The sequence below is a fragment of the Vibrio sp. ED004 genome (assembly GCF_023206395.1).
GTDB lineage: Bacteria > Pseudomonadota > Gammaproteobacteria > Enterobacterales > Vibrionaceae > Vibrio.
In genome coordinates this window covers 73,675-93,874 of the sequence record NZ_CP066149.1, presented here as the reverse complement: position 1 = coordinate 93,874, position 20,200 = coordinate 73,675, and the positions used below count along the sequence as shown (strand labels likewise).

At 42.3% G+C, this 20,200-nt stretch carries 22 protein-coding genes; 18 read left to right on the top strand and 4 right to left on the bottom strand.

Features of this window, described 5'->3' with window-relative positions; genetic code table 11:
- Window positions 1-91: 91 nt before the first annotated feature.
- Window positions 92-640, bottom strand: coding sequence for a DUF3332 family protein (locus ITG10_RS00445; RefSeq protein WP_026084404.1), 549 nt, complete (start codon window positions 638-640; stop codon window positions 92-94).
- 322 nt (window positions 641-962) lie between these two features.
- Here ITG10_RS00445 and ITG10_RS00440 point away from each other — a divergent pair, with 322 nt between their 5' ends.
- Window positions 963-1,862 (top strand): LysR family transcriptional regulator, encoded by a 900-nt coding sequence (locus tag ITG10_RS00440; protein WP_248386617.1) that lies wholly within the window; start codon window positions 963-965, stop codon window positions 1,860-1,862.
- Between the two features lie 104 nt (window positions 1,863-1,966).
- On the opposite strand, the gene ITG10_RS00435 is transcribed toward ITG10_RS00440, so the two are convergent.
- Window positions 1,967-3,790, bottom strand: a complete 1,824-nt coding sequence (locus ITG10_RS00435) for a M4 family metallopeptidase (protein ID WP_017632440.1) — start codon at window positions 3,788-3,790, stop codon at window positions 1,967-1,969.
- 621 nt (window positions 3,791-4,411) lie between these two features.
- Between ITG10_RS00435 and ITG10_RS00430 the strand changes: the two genes are divergently transcribed.
- From ITG10_RS00430 to ITG10_RS00345, 17 genes are all read left to right on the top strand, one after another.
- Complete coding sequence (locus ITG10_RS00430) at window positions 4,412-5,053, top strand: hypothetical protein (protein WP_248386616.1); 642 nt, start codon at window positions 4,412-4,414, stop codon at window positions 5,051-5,053.
- A gap of 212 nt (window positions 5,054-5,265) precedes the next feature.
- The gene (locus ITG10_RS00420; protein ID WP_017630573.1) at window positions 5,266-6,582 is read left to right on the top strand and encodes an MATE family Na+-driven efflux transporter; all 1,317 of its coding nucleotides are present in this window, start codon (window positions 5,266-5,268) and stop codon (window positions 6,580-6,582) included.
- A 95-nt stretch (window positions 6,583-6,677) separates the two neighbouring features.
- Window positions 6,678-7,064 (top strand): NUDIX hydrolase, encoded by a 387-nt coding sequence (locus tag ITG10_RS00415; RefSeq protein WP_248386614.1) that lies wholly within the window; start codon window positions 6,678-6,680, stop codon window positions 7,062-7,064.
- 209 nt (window positions 7,065-7,273) lie between these two features.
- Window positions 7,274-8,038 (top strand): 3-methyl-2-oxobutanoate hydroxymethyltransferase, encoded by a 765-nt coding sequence (gene panB / locus ITG10_RS00410; protein ID WP_017630572.1) that lies wholly within the window; start codon window positions 7,274-7,276, stop codon window positions 8,036-8,038.
- A 141-nt stretch (window positions 8,039-8,179) separates the two neighbouring features.
- A complete protein-coding gene (locus ITG10_RS00405; RefSeq protein ID WP_017630571.1) occupies window positions 8,180-9,070 on the top strand; it encodes a hypothetical protein in 891 nt (296 codons plus the stop codon).
- A 198-nt stretch (window positions 9,071-9,268) separates the two neighbouring features.
- Window positions 9,269-10,687, top strand: coding sequence for an SLC13 family permease (locus tag ITG10_RS00400; protein WP_017630570.1), 1,419 nt, complete (start codon window positions 9,269-9,271; stop codon window positions 10,685-10,687).
- A 6-nt stretch (window positions 10,688-10,693) separates the two neighbouring features.
- Window positions 10,694-12,049: an ATP-binding protein gene (locus ITG10_RS00395; protein WP_017630569.1), complete on the top strand. Its 1,356-nt coding sequence runs from the start codon at window positions 10,694-10,696 to the stop codon at window positions 12,047-12,049.
- Window positions 12,036-12,509: a response regulator gene (locus tag ITG10_RS00390; protein ID WP_017070648.1), complete on the top strand. Its 474-nt coding sequence runs from the start codon at window positions 12,036-12,038 to the stop codon at window positions 12,507-12,509. Before ITG10_RS00395 ends, ITG10_RS00390 begins: the two co-directional genes overlap by 14 nt.
- A 486-nt stretch (window positions 12,510-12,995) precedes the next feature.
- A complete protein-coding gene (locus tag ITG10_RS00385) occupies window positions 12,996-13,496 on the top strand; it encodes an opioid growth factor receptor-related protein (RefSeq protein ID WP_017630568.1) in 501 nt (166 codons plus the stop codon).
- A gap of 200 nt (window positions 13,497-13,696) precedes the next feature.
- The gene (locus tag ITG10_RS00380) at window positions 13,697-14,137 is read left to right on the top strand and encodes a hypothetical protein (protein WP_017630567.1); all 441 of its coding nucleotides are present in this window, start codon (window positions 13,697-13,699) and stop codon (window positions 14,135-14,137) included.
- Window positions 14,138-14,227: 90 nt separating this feature from the next.
- Window positions 14,228-14,440, top strand: a complete 213-nt coding sequence (locus ITG10_RS00375; RefSeq protein WP_017630566.1) for a hypothetical protein — start codon at window positions 14,228-14,230, stop codon at window positions 14,438-14,440.
- A 75-nt stretch (window positions 14,441-14,515) separates the two neighbouring features.
- Window positions 14,516-15,094 (top strand): DJ-1/PfpI family protein, encoded by a 579-nt coding sequence (locus ITG10_RS00370; RefSeq protein ID WP_017630565.1) that lies wholly within the window; start codon window positions 14,516-14,518, stop codon window positions 15,092-15,094.
- A gap of 84 nt (window positions 15,095-15,178) precedes the next feature.
- Window positions 15,179-15,697 (top strand): GNAT family N-acetyltransferase, encoded by a 519-nt coding sequence (locus tag ITG10_RS00365; protein ID WP_017630564.1) that lies wholly within the window; start codon window positions 15,179-15,181, stop codon window positions 15,695-15,697.
- Window positions 15,698-15,769: 72 nt separating this feature from the next.
- The gene (locus ITG10_RS00360; RefSeq protein WP_017630563.1) at window positions 15,770-16,219 is read left to right on the top strand and encodes a GNAT family N-acetyltransferase; all 450 of its coding nucleotides are present in this window, start codon (window positions 15,770-15,772) and stop codon (window positions 16,217-16,219) included.
- Window positions 16,212-16,604: a hypothetical protein gene (locus tag ITG10_RS00355; protein WP_017630562.1), complete on the top strand. Its 393-nt coding sequence runs from the start codon at window positions 16,212-16,214 to the stop codon at window positions 16,602-16,604. Before ITG10_RS00360 ends, ITG10_RS00355 begins: the two co-directional genes overlap by 8 nt.
- 89 nt (window positions 16,605-16,693) lie before the next feature.
- Window positions 16,694-17,245 carry a class IV adenylate cyclase gene (gene cyaB / locus ITG10_RS00350; protein ID WP_017630561.1) on the top strand — a complete coding sequence of 184 codons (552 nt, stop codon included), beginning with the start codon at window positions 16,694-16,696 and terminating at the stop codon, window positions 17,243-17,245.
- 27 nt (window positions 17,246-17,272) lie between these two features.
- Entirely contained in the window at window positions 17,273-17,755 is a 483-nt protein-coding gene (locus ITG10_RS00345) for a tetratricopeptide repeat protein (protein ID WP_017630560.1), read from the top strand.
- A 100-nt stretch (window positions 17,756-17,855) separates the two neighbouring features.
- Here ITG10_RS00345 and ITG10_RS00340 read toward each other — a convergent pair whose 3' ends face one another.
- Window positions 17,856-18,884 (bottom strand): methionine synthase, encoded by a 1,029-nt coding sequence (locus tag ITG10_RS00340; protein WP_017630559.1) that lies wholly within the window; start codon window positions 18,882-18,884, stop codon window positions 17,856-17,858.
- 69 nt (window positions 18,885-18,953) lie between these two features.
- Window positions 18,954-19,931: a DUF1852 domain-containing protein gene (locus tag ITG10_RS00335; RefSeq protein WP_017630558.1), complete on the bottom strand. Its 978-nt coding sequence runs from the start codon at window positions 19,929-19,931 to the stop codon at window positions 18,954-18,956.
- Window positions 19,932-20,200: the final 269 nt, after the last annotated feature.

Genomic DNA, 20,200 nt, shown 5'->3' with positions numbered 1-20,200 from the left:
TTATGTTTATAAGCGAACGTCAATGCTTATAAATACTGACTGTTGTTGGTGTCGCTATTATCTCATTACAGAGCGGCGTTATCTAAGCGCTTTAGCCTTGTGATTGCTCTGCGGATGCCATGTACATTTGCATCTCTTCTAAGCTTGTTTTAGCGATAACTTGGTTATCAATAGAGTAGTGAACTTCATCGCCAAAGCGCTCGCCCGTTAATGTCGCGTGAGAACCGTCGTTGTAAGTTAGCTCAATTGCGATTTGGTCTTCGTTTATCACTCTCATTTCACTGTGGTCAATCACATGCTTTGCCAGCGGGTCGATCGGCGCTTCAGTTAGGCTGTCATCCAGTTGGTCATTAACATCAATGTAGGTATCCACTTTGGTGTCAAAGATGTGTGGTTTTTTGTTGATTGGGTTCTTACCCGTCCAAAATTCCAGTGAGTTAAATACGATGTAATCGGCGGCAACGGTAATACCGTAAGCAGGGGCAAGTAACATGTTTAGGCCACCACGAGCGTAACGGTTATCAACGGCTTTTACGTTAAATTCCATTAGTTTTCCGGTTACGGCATTGCTGCCCACACAACCAAATAAGGTCACAAGGCTCATTGAGATTATTATCGGTTTTGCAAATCGGTTAATCATTATCTATTTCTACACGTGTCTGTTTAGGAACGGATAATTATGTCAAAGTCATCTGTGTTCTAATATAACGCCACGCCTATACTTGATATCAGAAAATCCTATATCTCTATATAAACCAACACCTTGCTTATTGGCTTTGTTTGTTTTCTTTGCTATTTCGTTCGATCCTACCGTACTAGTTCGTGTTATTTGTACTTGGTGTTTTTACAATGAACTGTCATGACCATAACTGAATGATGGAAATTGAACAGGATAATAGAGGACAAGTTAAACGATATTAATTCTCCGTTTATTCATATAAATGACCGCCTAAAGAGCTCGAATGAAACGATTTAATCTGAACCTCATCTATTACTTTATTGCGATATATGAAGAAGGAAACTTAACGTACGCAGCGGAGCGACTCAACATCTCACAACCCAGCCTCAGTGCTCACTTGAAGCAGCTTCGAGACGAGTATCGCGATCTGCTCTTCGTTAGAAAATCGTACACGCTTGAACCGACGCCTGTTGCTAACGATTTGTACCCAATCTTTAAGCAAGCGCACAAACTTGTCTCTCATTCGTTACCTGAAACGCACGACTTTGAACCCAAAGAGTGCAGTTACACATTTAGAATCGCCGCGATGAGCATTTCAAGCAGTGTGACGCTGCCGCAAGTTCTGGATAGGATTCAGAAAGAAGCGCCAGACTGCGTGATAGAAATCGTGAACATCAAAGAAGATATGGCGACCGACATTCGAGAGAAAAAGATCGACCTTGTTGTCGACTTAACCAGCGCACATCCAACCTTATTAAGCCAAGAGGTATGGAGCGATGAGTTGTGTATCGTGTGCAGCCAAAACCACTCTAATATCGACGAGCAAGTCAGCTTAGAGCGATACCTTTCAGAAAAGCATGTAACGCTCACGCATGATAACTACCGAGTGAACCAACTCTCCGAGTTTCACAGCCCTGTCTTTTCAGAGCGAAAAGTAGCAAGAAAGCTGAATTCGATCGCTGATTTCTCTGAGACCATCTACAACAGTGATTGGATCGCCACCTTCCCCAAAAGTGTGGCGAAAGCGTACTTCGATGAAGAAAAAATAAAGATGTTTGAACTGCCATTCGAATACACCAAGCCATCATTGAGTGTGTATTGGCACAGCAACCGCAATGACGACATCGTAAACCGATGGCTAAGAGAACTGTTTACCAGTGAGATCTTAAAACTGTCTGCGTGATCAATTTGGCATCTTAATGGGTTGTCCAAGCCTCTGAAGCAATCCAGCCTACTCATGTGAGTAGGCTTTGTTATTGGTTGCTACCTTAAGCGCTAAGTTTTAACTCAATCTAAACGCAACGTTAGGCCAGAGTAGTTCGAGTACCCGCGAAGTAACACATGATAAGTCACGCCCGGTTGCGCGCTCACACTGCACTGTTCATTGTTGCCAGCGCGATAGGGGCGACAGTCGTAACTCGAAGTGGTTGGCTTGCTGCCCGATTTCACGTAAAGGTCGGCATCGCCTGAACCGCCAGACATTGAAACCGTCACGCTTGATGCAGAATCCACAGTGAAGGTGTAGAAGCTCTCTGAGGATTGATTCCCGCTTAGGTTCGCAATCGGTGTGCCTTTCGTTAATACATTGCCAGTTGGCGGTGTGACACCACAGCTTGCATTCACGCCTACAGTGTTAAATGCATCTTCAACATCGGTAACCACATAGCCCATGTCTGCTGCGGCTTTCGCAACGCCACACGCACCGGCATCAAAGGTACTGTTTGCCGTCCAATACAGTTGGTTTGCGACTGTGAATATTTCAAAGCCTTTACGTACATCCCAACCCGACTTGTTCGCTAAAAGGTAAAAGGCGCGGTTATAAACACCGCTAGACAAGTGAACGTTCAAACCATCGTAGTATTGAGAGGCATGGTCAATCGAGCGGCCATCTTTTGAAGGTTGATCAAAGTAACGCAAGCCACCTTCCGATTTGAATATGTCGCTACCGACAATCCAATCCACATTGCCACGCAGATAGTATTCTGCCGCTTCGCCTGCAATATCGGAGAAGGCTTCGTTAATACCGCCCGACATGTTTCGGTACACAAGACCAGAGTTTTGCTCTGTGAACCCGTGGCTGACTTCGTGAGCACTCACGTTAATATCGACCAATGGATAGAAGGTGCTGCCACCATCGCCAAAGGTCATTGATGAACCATTCCAAAACGCATTCTCGTAATTCGAGCTGTAGTGAACACGCATGGTCAGCTGGAAAGTTAACGGCGAGGTGTTCATCCACTCTTTGTACATATCAAACACGACATTACCGAAGTAGTGCGCATCGTTAAGAGGCGAGTAAGCACCGTTAATGTATTTATGATCGGTGTAGTTGGTTCCATCGGCACAGTTGTAACTGTAGGCGGTGCTGCCAGATGTTCCGTGGTTCAAGTTGACCGTCTTAACTGAATCGTTTTCTAACTTACACGTCGTGCCTGTTTTGTCGATGGAAAAGCTAGGGAAGTCACTGCCATATTCATATCGAGTGGTTTTGAGATTACCACCGGGGCCAGTACCAGACGATTTAGCGTGGTTTAAACCATTCCATTTTTGGATTACCTCGCCAGTCATGGCATCAATAAAGTAAAAAGGGCGCTCTGGATAAGAGGAAGCGATAAAGAAATCGACCAGATACACCATTTGCGCGGTTTGGTTCTCGTCCAGTCTCACCATGAGTTTTGCATTTTTGTTTTCAATCGACTTTTTGCCGACAGTAAACGTGCGGTGAGAGGAAATCGCAGCTTCAATCGCTTGTTCCTGATTCAGCTTTGGCGCGATGCTGGACAGGTCTCCACTGATGCCTTGTGCCATTGAACCGAATACCTGAGTGGGTTGGTTCTTAGAAAGGGTGGCGACAACGGAGGTATCAAAGACGGGTAAACCTAGGTGAGTTTGTTGATAGCGGACTTTCGTTTTCCCATTGGGCAATACCACCCGTTTTACTTCAGAAAAACCTAATTCTAGTGGGGCAACACTCTTCGACTGCGCGATGAGGCTTTGTTGTAGCAGTGTATCGTTATCGATTCTGACCATTTCTGCAGCGTGTGCATTAAAGCCAAAAGATGTACCTAGAATAGCTGCTATTTTCCAGCTTAGTTGACGTTGTTGGTTCATTTTTCGTTCCTGATTTTAATATAAACTCCTTCTTCCCAACGGCTTTATAGGAAGTCTATATGCAACACACTAATGCCATGTGTTGCGAATCAAGATTGGAAGAGCATTTCGGCTTATGACAAGTTTTGATTAGAGATTAAATTTTAGAGTATGTAATTCAAAGTTTACAAAAATCCTTATCGATCAAATTGTTTTTATAAAATCCAACTTTATTATTTATCGTAAATATATGAAGGGCAGGGAGTTATTAAAATCCGCTTTGTTTTAATTTATAGAATGAAAGTATCTAAGTTAATCTCGATATTTCTCTGTTTTTACCTTAACTACAAATGAGTAAATAAGCAGGTTTTTGGAAGTGGAAATATTATCTTTATTATCAATAGTAAACTTACCTTAACAATATCAGTCATAAAAGTTATCAAGTTTTCTTCATTTGATCCTATCAGAAAGAAAAAACCTACGCTTTGTTGCTCAATGACAAATCAAGAACGATAAGTCATTGTTATAAATAAAGTAAGTCGCTTAAGATAGGCAGCATAAGAAACTAGACAGAAAAACGCTGCATTTAGATACAGATTTTTTCTGTCTAATAGCTGTTGAGCCTCAAAGGAGATATTAAAGTTGATTGATGAAACAAATCCAGCAGGTAGGTTGTATAAAATATTAGCAACGGCGAAAGAACAGTCTGACAAAAAATCAGTAAGAGATGTTTGGGCTTATGCGCTAAACGTCGAACCAAATGATGCTGAAGTAACCAAAGCAGTTGTGGAGTTGTATTCCTTGACTCACCAGATCCAATCTTTAATTAAAATGAAAGAGGGTCTAAATCACGATTTATATCTAAGTTCGTTTAGTCGTGTCGAAAGGGCTTTGATTCCTCTTAACCTGGCATCGAGTTGGAGCAATGTAAAAGTTCACTTGTCTGACGAAGCGTTAATAAGGTTGCAATTTTGTGCAGAAGAACTTTCGAGCTTTTATGCTGAAGACAGCCTTTCTGAAGAAGAGCTAAAAAACATAATCGAAAAAATCGAAACATTATTCGACACTGTGTATTCCTCCGATTTACCAGACGCGTTGCGACTTGCGTTATTAGAGGAGGTAGAGCGCCTTCGAAATGCGATATCAATGTATAAGATAAAAGGTGCGAAAGGTCTAAAAGATGCACTACAAGGTACAATTGGTGCAGTAGTAACCAATCAAGAAGAGCTTCGTAATGTCGCTGATGAAAACCATAGTCAGTCAGCCTATACGGTATTTACTTAAAAGTGTTACTGAGTCAGAAATCACAGACAGTGAAGCCCACGACGCAGAGGCTTAACAATCATTTAAGAGTGATTCGCAACGCGTGGCATTTTAACGATGCGTTGCGTTTATTGTTTGAGACGGCTTGTTAAAGCTTCGAGACTGTGTTGCTCATGCTTGACGCGCAGTTATGTTTTTGTCAGAAAGCTGAAAATAGCTTCTAGGGTGTGGGTGTGAACAAGAAAATTAATTATCAACTCTGGTTGGTGTTGATGCTTACGAGTTTTATTCCCTTAATTTATGCGACAACTAGAATTTATTTTTTAGGGAGCATCGAAAGCCCTTGGGCATATAGTATCGCAGCGCAAGTAGCTTGGCTAAATGTTGGTTATGAAGTACTCCATGAAGCGTTATTCATTCCGCTAGCATTTATCTTTGGTAAGGTCGTAAGTGATGATAGAAAATTTCAAGAGAGGGTTAGCCTAGGACTAAAAATTATAGTAATCAGTTATCTTTTAGTCACTGCTGTTGTCTTGTGGTTTACGCCAATCTTGGTTACTGCGATGCAACAACAAAAAGAGCTGTTCACTACGACGATACAATATATCCGATTGGAATCATTAGCTATATTACTTTCTAGTGTTTACGCCTTTTTATCGTTAGTTTTAGTATTGAAAAATCAGAAGAAGACTCTGTACAAGTTGTTAGTCGTACAAATGATACTAACGATTTTGTGTGATGCTCTATTTGTTAGCCAGTTACCAATTTCCTTTGAATTGGGCGTTCATGGTATCGCTTTTAGTAATATTATTGTCAATTTAATAATCGCCGCAGTCGCTATTACTTATCTTATTCGATTAGGTGTATCTCTTAAGTTTGGACAAAGTAATCGAAACCAAAATATATGGCTAAAGGAGTGGGTAGTCATTGGGTGGAAGTCAGGCCTAGAGTCATTTGTTCGCAATGCTGCTTTTATTGTAATGATTTTGCAGTTAGTGAACCAAGTACAACAATCCGGAACGTTCTGGGTTGCGAATCAATTTATTTGGGGATGGTTGTTACTTCCTATATTAGCTTTAGGTCAATTAGTGAAACAAGACGCTGCAACCAACAAAGGGTTATCGATTGAACGGATAAATGGTTACTTTTGGCTAACTGTTGGGGTCATTGTCGCTTGGGCTATCACAATACCGATGTGGGATGGCTTTATATCTAGTGTAATGGGGGTTAAGAGCTCAGGTTCAATTATCGATTTAATATGGTTGTTAGTCGGATTCTATGTTGTGTTTAGCTTCAACAATGTCATAGACAGTTACTTCTATGGTATTGGTCGAACAGACCTCATGCTCTATCAATCTTTGGCGGTTAATAGTGTGTTTTATGGTGGTGCTTTTGTGTGTTATCAAACCGGCATATTTGTTCCTACACTTCAAACTATCGGGTTGATGTTCGGCTTGGGTATAACTCTAGACGCAATGATTACATGGGCTTTATACCTAATGCTCAGAAAGCAACAATCACTAAGACAGTGTGAGTCTCTTTTAAGTTAAGTAATAGTGGTGCAAATACAACGGCACACCCAAGACGGATTCTTTATTCTTAGTTCATTTTGTTTAAAGTGCTTTTAAAGTACAGGGAATCTCATATGAAAAACATAGCTATGGCCGTGGTTGTGAGAGAAGGGAAAGTCTTAATCCAAAAGCGTTTTAGACATCGCCAAGGTATGGTTTTTGAGTTCCCTGGAGGTTCAGTTGATCCCGGAGAGTTGGGGCGCGAAGCCGCAATTAGAGAGTTGTGGGAAGAAACGGGTCTTAAAGATTTACAACTTCTCGGCACTCATCAAGCTCTGAACAACTTCGGTGGTGAGATTCATTACGTCGTTTTGCGTGCAGATCTAAATAATGAACCGAAAATGGTCGACGCAGAAAGACAGCAAACTTTTTATTGGCTAGAACCCTCAGCGATACCTCTTGGTGATTTTTATCGTGCAGATATCGAGTTTATAGAGAAGCATTTGAGCCACTACACATAGTTTGAGATTGGGTTACGGATTTATAGACGAAAACTCAATTCCTCTTGATCATTACTCTTCGTGAGTTTAACGCCTACTAACTCAGCGCATTTGCTGAATTGAACCTAATTTGTGGGCGTTTAATCAACACCACATTTTCTCTTCCATAGCTCAATTAAAACTAATAGTATCAGTGCTTTAATAACGCATGATTTTATGAGAGCAAGAACATGAAACACACTCCAAGTTCTTTTATGGAAATGAAAGGGAAACAACGTATTCCGATGTTGACCGCTTATACATTCCCAGTGGCTGCAAGTATCGAATCTGCTGGGATACCTATTATTCTTGTTGGTGATACTGTCGGCATGGTTGAAATGGGCTTTAGCAGTACGCGAGATGTGACCATTGAGCACATGGAATATCATGTAGGGGCAGTGCGTCGCGGTGCTCCAAATACTCACATTATTGGTGACCTCCCATACTTAACCGATCGTTCTCCTGAAGTAGCGTTAGTTAATGCTAAAAGGCTGATGCAGGCAGGTGCCGACAGCATAAAGCTGGAAGGTGCGAAACTCGATGTTATTGCTCACCTTGTCGCAAACAATATTCCAGTCGTTGGCCACACGGGGTTAACTCCGCAAACGGCAACAAACTTCAAGAAAGTCGGGCAATCTGCTGAAGATGCTCAAACCGTTAGCGAGGAAGCAAAAGCGATTCAAGAAGCGGGTGCGTTTATGTTGGTGCTTGAGCACATTCCTTCTTCACTTGGCGAATCGATTACTCAAGAGATAAGCATTCCTACGATTGGAATTGGCGCGGGTGCCGATTGTGATGGTCAGGTATTAGTGATCAATGATGCGCTCGGACTTGGTAACCGATGGCCTCCCTTTTCAAAACAGTACGCCCATTGCAGCCAAACTATCTTTGACGCTGCAAATGAGTTTGCTACGGAAGTCAAAACGAACGTATTTCCAAACAACTTGAGCAAATAAGCCACTTAGATAATGGCTTTGGGTTGAATCGTAATGCATGGTATTTTTCCGTGCATTACGATAAGCATATGATGTGTATTTGGACGTTCGGTGTTGAGCAGTCTTGATTCTCTCACCAAACGTCAGTTTCACGGAGGAAACATGACAAGCGACCAACTATTGGAAAAGGCACTTTATAGCAGTGCCAGCATCCATCAACCTCATTCGTTAAAAGCTTATTTGGCTGCGAATTATCTGAATGCTTATTTCGTTAAATCAGACAATGTCTGGCTTAAAACGAGTGAGCTAATAGACCAAACCGAGATTGAAGTTTTAGGCGAGTACTCTGCAACGGTGCAGGCCCCAAAGTTCTCAGAATTTCGTATTCACAGGATATTGAAAAGTGGGGTATACCCAGCTGCGTATACCGCTTTGATGCAGTGGCATGAGAATAAGGGCTTTCAAGATATCTTCTCGTATTACGTTTCGCAGGCTTCTAAAACAAGCGAATACCTTTCCCACAATGTGACTATCTTATTGGCGCTGAACCGTGTTTACCGTGAGTTAGAGCCGTCTCAAGTTCCTGCATTCCTTAACCGCTTCACTGAATTTGTCACATCGACCCGTTCTGATGGCGACCGAAGCACTGACACAAGCGAAGTCGTAGATCTCGATAAGGTAATGCAAGCGTGCCTCAAACAGTTTGGTTTCTTCGGGCACAACCTCATTACGCTTACGTGGATATTGCGTTGTAAGGAAGATCTGTCGAAAGAGCAATATGAGGCTATGCTTTCTAATCTTTATCGACAGGCCAATAGCCCTTTGGAAGATCCAGACGATGAAATCGATCAAGCTATCTTGGCGCAGTGTCAAAGCTCAGATAATTCAGATGAGCTCTATGACAATGTGCACCGATTGGTTTTTGGGTATACCTCGAATCTACACCAGATAACCCTAGCGGATGCATTATGTTTTCTTCAGGAACGGTTCCCTGAGCATGCAGCAGAGCTAAAATGTGTCGCAGAGTATCAGTGTCGTTTGTTAGAACAGTAAATTTATTTGCAACAATAAACGACATACAAACGTAGAGGTAGCGCACAGAATCGAAAAAGGGGATATCGTGATCACGTAATCATTGATCTAGCCGATAGTGAGATAGTGACAAGAGTTCGATAATTCGTTGTCGGATCCAAATTAGAACTTTAAATCTAATTTCTAAGTAGTTGTTATCTCAGGAAGAGTTTTTGTGCTATGCGCCCCTATATTAAATACATTATCCCTATTTTAATTCCTTTCATTATCCTCGTAATGCCGCTATCAGCGTTTCCATTTGAAGGCCTTACGATTATTCAACAACGCGTTATTGCGATCTTTTTATTAGCGGCATTGTGCTGGGTGTTCGAGCCTATCCCGATTTACGCGACGTCTGTTGTTATTATCGTTCTGCAATTATTGATGTTGTCGGATAAAGGGCTGATCTTTTTAAGGCTTGAGCATGGGGAGGAACATTTTGGTGAGTTGTTAAAATACAGCGATATCATGGCGACATTCGCTAGCCCAATCATCATGCTGTTTTTAGGTGGTTTCTTCTTAGCGATGGCTGCCACTAAATATCGATTAGACGTAAACTTAGCTCGCGTGTTGTTGAAGCCATTTGGACAAGACCCAAAGTTTGTGATGCTCGGCTTAATGTTGATCACTGGTATCTTTTCGATGTTTATGTCTAACACGGCAACAACGGCAATGATGCTATCCATTTTAACGCCGGTGCTGGCTGTGTTTGGTCCGAAAGACCCCGGTCGTGTAGCGTTTGCGCTTTGTATTCCTGTTGCCGCTAACATTGGTGGCATTGGTACCCCGATCGGCACCCCACCGAACGCTATCGCACTTAAATATTTAGTTGGCGATAACCTCATTACGTTCGGCGAATGGATGGCATTTGGTGTGCCGTTTGTCGTTATTATGATGGCGTTAGCGTGGTTTTTAATCGGATTTATGTACAAAGCTGACCAAAAGAAAATCGAACTAAGTATTAAAGGTAAATTCCTTAAAACACCCAAAGCCATTGCGGTGTACGTCACTTTTGCGCTCACCATCATTCTTTGGTTAATGGGCTCAAGCCATGGCATGAACTCTTATACCGTCGCTCTGATTCCTGTTGCTGTGTTCTCTCTTACTGGGATCATCAATAAAGAAGACCTGAAGAAAATTTCTTGGGACGTATTGTGGCTTGTATCAGGTGGTATTGCGCTTGGTTTAGCGCTCGATAAAACTGGCTTAGCAAAGCTGGTGGTACACAGTATTCCGTTTGATGCTTACTCACCCTATGTGGTGTTGTTCGGAGCGGCGTTCTTGTGTTTGGTAATGGCAAACTTTATGTCTCATACCGCAACGGCTAACTTGTTAATGCCAATTATGGCGGCATTAGGTTCGTCTATGGCTTCACTCACGCCACTAGGCGGTGAGTTAACGTTAATTCTGGTTGTGACTTTTGCCGCTTCATTAGGTATGTCGCTGCCAATCAGTACACCACCGAATGCGTTGGCTCATGCCACTGGCCATGTGCAAAGTAATCAAATGGCCAGAATCGGTATTATTTTGGGTGTGGTTGGTGTGCTACTGAGTTTTGTTATGGTGTGGGTGCTACATTCAATTGGTCACATAGGGTAACGATACGTGTATCAACAAAAGCTAGAAGCACTTATCGATCGTTATTTTAATCAGACAGAACGTCGGGTGACGTGCCGTGCCGGTAACACCATTATTGAACAATCAGCGTTAAACACTCGTTTATATTATGTGTTTAGTGGAGAACTGGAAGGCTTTTATACCGATGCGAATACACCGCAAGTGCGAGTATTTAGTGCGGGTAGTGGGGCTTTTATAGGTGTTCATAGCTTCTTTTCAGGTAATTGGACTGCATCTTCAACGGTTGTTGCTAAAACCGATGTTGAGTTAGCGTGGATCGATAAAGACACGCCTGCAGAAGATGAACGTAAATTTGGTCCTCTTACCGCACAGTTCACACCTGTGATTGTCAATGAGTTGTCGCGTCGTCAACGCCGCGCAACACAGGAAGCGATCGCGAAACAAAAAGCGCTAGAGAAGTTACATACTGCAGAGCAAATGACGACCTTGGGTCAATTGGCTGCCGGGATTGCTCATGAACTTAACAACGCTATTGGTGTAGTAAATAGTAAATCTGGTCGACTTGAAACGGTCATAATGGATCTGCTTGAAGAAGTGCATCCAGAAGCCAGTCAATTTTTCGATTTTGGGTTAATGCATGGTCAGAAAGCGTCGTCGTCAGAAGCGCGAACACGTGGGCGACAATTTGAAAGAAAATATGGTTTAGACAAAAACACTGCTCGCTCTCTTGCAAAGGCGATTCCAATTGATGCTTTATCTGCAACAGACGTTATTTCAAAGCATTGGCTGAAAAATCCAGAAGAAGCGATTCGTTTTTGGCAGATGGGCTGTGATTTACATGATTTACGTTTGGCATCTAGACACACTGTCGGCATTGTAAAATCGGTTAAACAACTTGGCAGAGTTGATATCGACACCGAAGAAGCGGTAGATATTAACGACTCCATTAACCATGCCTTATCGTTGTTACAAAGTGAGTTACGTAGAGTGTCTGTGCGATTGAGCCCTGCGGATCTACCGTCTTTTAAAGGCTCGAAAACAGAGCTCGTTCAGATTTGGGTCAACATTGTAAAGAATGCTTGTGATGCAATGTCGAATTCAGATGATGCTGCAATAGAGATTCAAACCAGATTAAGTAAGAAAAGAATATTAGTTACGATCGCGAATAACGGCCCTGAGATAGACGAGGCGACTCGTAGAAAGGTATTTCAGCCCAACTTCACCACTAAAAAAGGTGGTTTATCGTTTGGATTGGGCTTGGGTTTATCAGTAGTTAAGCGGATTGTGGCAGGTTATGGCGGAAGTGTCATTGTGAAAAGTGATGCTTCTAAAACTGTATTTAGAATCAAGTTACCAATAGAGGGTGAACATGGAGAAGCTTAATTTAATCTGTGTCGATGACCAGAGAGAAGTACTGAGCGCAGTGATACAAGATTTAGAGCCGCTGGCGAGTTGGCTGAATATTGAAGATTGTGAATCAGCGCAAGAAGTGCTTGATCTCATTGATGAACTTGACGCAGAAGGCGAACACATTACCGTCATCGTGTCTGATCATGTGATGCCAGGGAAAACGGGTGTGGAGTTACTCACTGAAGTGTTCCATGACAGCCGCTTTCCGAATACAAAGAAAATTCTTCTTACGGGGCAGGCCACTCATACTGATACTATCAATGCGATTAATGCAGCAGGCATCGACCGTTACTTTGAAAAACCTTGGCAAGCAAGCACATTAGTTGAGTGCATTCGTACCCTTGTCACTGAGTACATATTTGATCAAGGGCTTGATTACACGGACTATCAGAATGAGCTTGACCAGCAGGTTGTGTTGAGACGCTTACGCTAGTCTCTTATGTTAGCGACTTACGCTAGTCATTGATGTCAGTCGCTTGAAATTGTATGCACCGAAGGACGCTTTCTGAAGGTTTTTTTCTTTGAAAGATGTAACCCTTCGGTGCCTATATTACCTATCTCTTTTAGTCGTTCAGGTTTTAGTACTCAGTTATTAACACACTGGTTGCTGGCTTAAGTCTAAAACTCATACACTACGCCAACGCCAACGCCAACGCCAATGCCAACGAGAACAAAACACCACATTAGTGCCGTGTATGTCTCCAGATAACGCCAGCGGATGCATTGTATTTTCTTCACGAACGATTCCCTGAACATGCAGCAGAGCTAAAATGTGTCGCAGAGTCCCAGTGTCGTTTACTCGAAAAGTGAGCCGGAAGCCAGATGGGTACTTACAATGTAAAGGACTAGGCTTTTCACTGATTACTGCGTAATAATGTATTTGCCCGCAAGTGGGGGTTTATTGTCAGTAGGATTTTAAATGAGTGAGATCGCTCGCTTTATCTCTGGTGAAGTGCCAGACAAATTTGGTCGTAATATTGAACAGTTGTTAGCTTACAATCACTTTTGGTTGGAGCACGACCATAAGTATATTCAAGTGTTTTTCCCAATCGATGAGGGGACTAAGTTTAATCAACATGCACCGTTGGTTACTCAAGAAGATAGGGTGCTTTTTGCTAATTCAGAAGCGCTCCGCACAGCTCATCTACAAGTGCTTGATCTGATGCTTGAGTTTTGGGGTATGCAGCGGAAAGGGAGTGAAATATCGTCATCCTTGCCACTTAGCCCAGCGAACCATGTATGGTTGAAGAATCACGACCATAACCAACTTCGGTTGACGCGAGCAATTCGCAGTTTGTATTTGTTAGCTAATGAAGAGGTTGCGACCAACTTATGTGACTTCTTGATCGCAGCAGCGAATGAAAACGGTTCTGTGTCTGATAAAACGGTGCAATATTGGCGTAATGCCTTGGAAGGTTAGGGCGTTCTGTGCAGATCTTTCGACACTGCACATAATTGATTATCAATGCGCGGCATTTTTGTACGATGCCGCTTTCTCTATATTCAACATTTGAATGCAATTTGTGGAATATGTCAAAATTAATTAAATTGATGGTAAGTTATTATTTTTCATTATGTTAGGGTTCTTTTCTTAAGGTCAGCTGATTAGGGAAGAGGCTAATGAAAAAGGGATTTTTGATAGCGATATCAGTCGGTTTTGTTGTCTTCATCCTCGTTGGTCGTGAGTTTCTGTGGTTCGGATCTAATAATTCCGAGTCGTTCCCTAAACTTCCTGATAGTCCCCAATTTGTTCCTTCTACCGAATTCGACGGTGAGTGGCTAGGCCGTCGCATTAACACCACTGGCAATAATATGTGTGAACGAACAACCATCACCGGATCCATTCGTGAGGGTAAAGCCACGCTAAGGCTTACCTACAACGGAACACCATTAGAAGGTTGGGTGACAGAAAGCGGTGACTTACGCCTATATGCCAAACATCGCCAATGGGATTATCGTTTTTCCGCACATGGCAGTAGCAATAGATTTGACGGCCGGTGGCACTTAACCAATGGCCCATGCCAAGGAACTTGGTTTATAGAAAAGGTCGATGACATGTAGGGCCATAAACGCATTATATACTTGGAATAACTTAAACAATATCCACACGCATGTGTACGATTTAGTTTAAACGTATAGATAGGGAAACTCATGAGGATTGTGATTTTTATCGCTACAGTGATTTTAGTTAAATCAATTGAAGCAAAGTTTGGGCACACCTATAACATCTTTTCAGATCCACTTGATATCAAGTTAGCCGCTCTTGATTTTGTCTTGTGGGTTTCAGTTTACTTTGGTTTATCTCTTGTTTATGAGAAGGGCAAAGGCATCCTGACTAAAATGGGTAAAGTTAAGAACCCTTAATGGGTTGTATGAATTAGCCGAACAAGATGTTTATGGTAAATTCTAGTTATTAATGAAGTTGTACATGGAGGTGCAATGAACATCGGAATTTATATTTATAATCAAGCAGAAGTTCTCGACTTTTCTGGCCCATTTGAAGTTTTTTGCACTGCAAAACGTTTAGGTGCTGAAGATCTAAATGTGTTCTTAATCTCCGAAACCGTAGAACCGATTATAGCTCGCGGCGGTTTTAAGGTATTGTCTGACTACTCGTTAAATAACCACCCCAAAATAGATTTGTTGATGGTCGTTGGTGGTGTACATACTGACGAAATGAACAAGCCATATGTGCTCGACTGGATATCCTCTGTTTCAGAATCGGCCTCACAAGTCGTGTCTGTTTGTACTGGTGTATTTCTTTTAGCGAAAGCCGGCTTACTTGAGGGGTTAACAGTAACAACTCATTGGGAAGACATCTCCGACTTAGCGCAGCAATTCCCAAGTTTAAATGTGATTAGTGATAAACGATGGGTGGCATCAGGTAAATTCACTACATCTGGCGGTATCTCGGCAGGTATAGACATGAGCTTACATTTGGTATCAGTACATAACGGCCTACAGTTTGCCAAGAAAGTTGCGCGTCAAATGGAGTACAGTTGGCTGGAATGTTCATAGCTCACTCTCGAAAGATGAATCTACGTGTGTTGTGTATTTTATGTGTTGGTTTGGGTGTTAAGCACAATTGAAAAAGGACATTACATGGACATTAGAATAGGAACATTGTCTGACGTTGAAGGAGTTACTGATATCTTCAACTTTTATATTGAACATACCAATGCGCGCTTTGAAGAAGAGAAGTTTACGTTGGAAAATCGACAGCAATGGTTCTCTCAATTCTCGAGCAATAGTAAATATCAACTTTACGTCGCAACCGAAAACGACTCGCTACTTGGTTTCGCATGCTCTCAACAATACAGAGCTACATCGGCATTTGAAGATACAGCTGAAGTCACCATTTATTTAACTGAAGATGCAAAAGGTAAAGGGATAGGCTCTAAGTTGTATTCTCAGCTCTTCGCATCAATCATTGATTTCGGTGTTCATCGAGTTCTTTCCGGTGTGGCATTACCTAATGAGGCATCTATCGCTCTGCATAAGCATTTTGGCTTTCGAGAAGTTGGTGTGTTCAATGAATATGCAAAGAAAAGTGGCCAATACATCAGTTCAATGTGGTTGGAAAAGGCTTTAGACGCAGATATGTCTCTTAAATCTTCTTAACGTTTTTGATTCAATACTTATGGCATTTTTGGATGCAGTATTAGGGAGCAACTTGAAGGTAAGGAAAACAATATGGAAGTAAAGCTGGTCAAAGGTTCAGATCCTCAGTTCGCTGAATCGATCACCAAAACGAATATGGCGAGTTACTATCAGGCTCGCGACGTTGCTTGGGGTCATAGTCAGTTTTTACGAAGTTGGGATGAGCTGGATAACTATGAAGTTTATGTTGGTGGTAACCGTATTGGAGTTATTCGATTCAGCTATACCAGTGACACCACGTTTCTCAGAGACTTTCAGATATTAGCTGAACATCAAGGCCGAGGCTTTGGTGCTAAGTGTTTAGATTTAGTGATCGAACATGCGAACAATCAAGCATCGGCTCAGTTAGTGTTGCGCGTGTTCAGTGAGAATCCCGCCATTAAGCTTTATCAATCAAAAGGCTTCACCAAACTTTCCGAGATTAAAGGCTTGGTTGAAATGGAGCTACGTTTGGATTCACTACAAGGAAGGTTCCATGGATAGCCGTATCCGATTAAATTTTGTTAAATATACTCTGCTTGAGTTCGCACTCGCTGTGTTCTTATTAGTGTCTATTTATTGGTTATTTGATGGTAACCCTCAATCACTACCTACTATTGGGTTGATGTTCAGTGCTGTTGCGGTATTAAAAGTCGTAATGTTGTGGTGGCAGTTCCGCAATCGCTCTTTTGAAGTATCGAACAACCATGTTTGTTTCGATGGTCACGCTTGCGATATCAAGTTACAGGGAAATATTCTTCCTTTTGGTATCGGGTCTGTTATCAAGCTTTCCTACACGAAAGGTGCGATGCAAAAACGCAACATCTACCTTCCGAAAGGGGCAATGAACCAAGATGAATGGCAGCGTGTGTTAGCGTGTCGAATATAGTTCCACAGCTTTGGTTTGTGTTGTGCGCCAGTTTGTATTTCAGGCTCTGTGGGTGTGCTAGTATCCCTTTTTTTGCACCGAGCTAGTATATGACTAACGACCATTTCCAAGGTAGATACGAAGTAGAGCTTAAGTATCGTCTCGATTCTAAATCAGAATTTTTGAAGACATTGAGTCTTATTCCCCACGAAGTGATGCTCCAAGATAACCTTGAGTGCGATTGGTATTTCGATAGCCCAGACAGAAGCTTACAAGCTCAAAACAAGAGTTTGTGCATTCGGACAATGGAGCCCTCAGGCATTAAGCTATGGATTGTAAAAGGCCCAGAGTCTGACCGATGCGAAGCGACAAACATCACCGATGCGTCGAATGCTAAGAGTATGCTTGAAAATTTGGGTTACGAAGTGATTCTAAAAGCGCAGAAGACGCGCAGTATTTACTTCGTGGGCGAATTTCATATTACTGTCGACTCACTAAAGGGTATCGGTGATTTTGCAGAGTTCGCTATCATGACGGACGATGAGTCTAAGTTATCGGTTTATAAAGATGAATTGGAGTTATTAGCCAGTCGGTTTGGGCTGACTCAATCAGCACTACAAACTCAATCTTACAAACAGATGTTCGAGGAAATGAACGCATAGCACAGCACTTAAGCGTTAGGGAGAGTTATGGACACCATTATCAAACAAGCCATCGAGTTGCGAAAAGAAGCCAAGTATCAAGAGTCACGAGACTTGCTGGCGGCACTGCTCGATGATGAAAAGTATGCTGCGAAAGCGCACTTGCAGATAGCTTGGTCTTACGACAACCAAGGTAAAGAACAGCAGGCTATCGAGCATTATTTGCTGTCTCTTTTGGGCGAACTTACTTCTACAGAACGCTTTGATGCGCTTTTCGGGTTGGCGAGTACTTATCGAAGTCTAGGGCTTTATGCAGAGGCTTTAAGCTATTTCGAACAGACGATGGCTGAGTATCCTGAATCTCTTGAAGTTCAGCCTTTCTACGCGATGTGTCTGTACAATTTAGGTCGCCATAAAGAAGCGACGTCTCTGCTACTGGAGTTGTTGGTTTCTACAACCAATAGTGATGCGATCAAAGAGTACCAAAGAGCGATCTCCTTATACGCTCAAGACTTGGATAAAACTTGGTAAGCGAGAGCTTTGAGTAACACGCTTCACTTAATACGAGAAAAGCCTAAGCATCATTCGATACTTAGGCTTCAAGATTTAGTTTTTCTATTCAGATCAGCCGTTACGCTGAAAGCTCTTTACGAACGATCTCTGCGCCAGCGCTGAGTGCATTCAGCTTAGCTGAGGCAATGTCGCGAGGTAGGGGAGCCATACCGCAGTTGGTGCAAGGGTAGAGCTTGTCGGGATCAACATACTTAAGTGTTTCTCTTAGCGTGCTAGCCACTTCTTCCGGTGTTTCAATAGAATCTGTAGCAACATCAATAGCGCCAACCATCACTTTCTTGCCGCGAACAAGCTCAAGCAGTTCAAGTGGTACATGAGAGTTGTGACACTCTAATGAGATGATATCGATATTTGATTGCTGTAGCTTAGGGAAGACTTCTTCATATTGGCGCCACTCAGTGCCTAGTGTCTTCTTCCAATCTGTGTTTGCTTTGATGCCGTAGCCATAGCAAATATGGACTGCGGTTTCGCATTTAAGGCCTTCAATGGCTCTTTCCAAACAAGCGATACCCCAATCGTTCACTTCATCAAAGAACACGTTAAATGCGGGCTCATCGAACTGAATAATATCCACGCCAGCAGCTTCAAGTTCTTTGGCTTCTTCGTTGAGGATCTTTGCAAATTCCCACGCCAGTTTTTCACGGCTTTGGTAATGTGCATCGTAAAGAGTGTCAATCATGGTCATAGGCCCCGGCAAAGCCCATTTTATAGGTTGGTCGGTTTGCTGACGTAAGAATTTAGCATCTTCAACAAATACCGATTTCTGACGAGAAACTGGGCCAACCACTGTCGGTACACTTGCATCGTAGCGGTCACGGATTTTAACGGTCTCACGCTTCTCGAAATCGACACCATTCAGGTGTTCAATGAAGGTGGTCACAAAGTGTTGGCGGGTTTGTTCGCCATCACTCACGATATCTATGCCGGCTTGCTGTTGCTCATGCAAAGACACACGCAGCGCATCCTGTTTGCCATCCGTTAGTTCGTCGCCTTCCAGTTTCCATGGAGACCAAAGTGTTTCTGGTTGTGCTAGCCAAGATGGCTTAGGCAAACTGCCTGCTGTTGAAGTCGGTAATAGTGTTTTCATAATGATTCTGCCTGTCCTTAGATTCCTAAAGTGGATCGTACGTTTCCTAATGCGCGTAAAATAGCTCGATTACAGCGCGTAGTTGGCAGACCAGTTCTCTAGTACCGACTGATATGGCTTAATGAAGTTTTCTTCTGCGAACTTACCTTGTTCAACAGCTAGCTTGCTTCGTTCTTCTCGGTCATACACGATTTGAGTCAGTGAGTGATCCAAGTTTTTCAAGTTTGGTTGGTAGCAGTTGCCCGCAACGGCGTTCGCGTTGTAAATCTCAGGGCGGTAGATCTTCTGGAAAGTACCCATGGTACTGATGGTGCTGATAAGTTCTAGGTTAGAGTAATCGTTCAGCAGATCACCAAAGAAATAGAAAGCCAGAGGAGCAACACTGTTTGGCGGCATGAAATAACGAACCTGTAATCCCATCTTCTTGAAATATTGTTCAGTTAAAGAAGACTCATTCGGTTGGTATTCAAAACCTAATACTGGGTGTTGGTTTTCAGTACGGTAATAAGTTTTATTATCTGAAACACTCAAACAAATAACCGGTGGTTTCTTAAAGTTCTCTTTGTACGCTTGAGAGTTAACGAAATATTTAAACAGCTTACCGTGTAAATCACCAAAATCGGCTGGAATACTGAATTTATCTTGGCCTTTATTATGGTCTAAAAGTAATACGCTGAAATCATAATCACGAACATAAGAAGAGAAGTTATTCCCGATAATACCTTCAATGCGCTCATTCGTTTTGTGGTCCAAGATGTTTGTTTTTAGCACTTCAATTGAAGGGAATGCTTCGCCGTTGCTTTCGATGTCCATATCAACAGAAATGATTTCAAGCTCTACAGAGTAGCGGTCGCCCTTTGGGTTGTCCCAATGTGCTAAGGCATTGAAACTGTTGTCAATCATTTGGAGTGCGTTACGTAAGTTCGCTTGACGGCTGTCGCCACGAGCCAAGTTAGCAAAGTTAGTTGTGATACGCGTGCTGTCTGCAGGCTGGTAGTTTTCGTCGAGGCTAATGCTCTTAATCGTAAAGTTAAATTCATTATTCATGTTGATCTGGTATCCCAATTCGTTGTCTGATTCTCTCGGTCTTTAATAATTAAATGCTTTATTTTTGCTTGTGACCGGATTAAGAATCGAGGCTGTCTTCACTAAAAGTGTCGTATAAATTTATTTGCTTAAGGTTTTTATACGTGGATGGGAGTGGGATTAATAATGGTATTACTTCACATTCATCATGAAGAATCTTCATGATCTATATGTTTGAATATTCAATCCGGTGTCAGTTATATTAATTAGCTTAATGGAAATATAACCAC